Raw genomic sequence first — 552 nt, 5'->3', positions numbered from 1 at the left:
GGCAAGATATTTGTCGATGCAAGCTCAAGTAGTGGTGGAGGTAGTAATTACGGTACGATTATCTATGTAACGGCAGATTCATTTATAGCTACTGCACACGGTGGTAGACGCAGCTATGAATTTGAGGTTTCTGGACTAGAACCTAACACATCATACACCATCAAGGTGGATCATCCAAATGATCTTAACGATGGGTATCATGACGAGTGGAGAGGGTTTACAACGGACTCTACTGGTGCCTATCGAGGTAGTAGCACTAGCGTAGCAGGACCATCAGACACTCATATTCAGGCTAGTTATAGAGATTTGTTTAAATCAGGCACTACAACACGAGTTGGCAATCTGAGGATTATTCATGACGATAGAACCAGATCTGATACGGGTGGTGACTCATAACCAAATGGTTAATTTTTTAAGGAGATTGAAATGAAAAAAGTATTGTTAGCAGCGGCAGTAGCCGTGACATTAGCCGCATGTTCTACGACAAAAAACCCAGAGGGGTATGTGGCACGTTTACAGTGTGCCTCAGGCCATGATGCTTATATATCWACA

At 43.0% G+C, this 552-nt stretch carries 1 protein-coding gene; it reads left to right on the top strand.

Features of this window, described 5'->3' with window-relative positions:
• Nucleotides 1-396 (top strand): hypothetical protein (locus tag V757_RS28620; protein ID WP_036694280.1); only part of this gene is annotated, 396 nt, incomplete at its 5' end.
• Nucleotides 397-552: the final 156 nt, after the last annotated feature.

Source organism: Pelistega indica (assembly GCF_000506865.1).
Classification (GTDB): domain Bacteria; phylum Pseudomonadota; class Gammaproteobacteria; order Burkholderiales; family Burkholderiaceae_B; genus Taylorella; species Taylorella indica.
The sequence above is the reverse complement of the archived record's forward strand: the minus strand, read 5'-3'. Positions and strand labels throughout refer to the sequence as shown.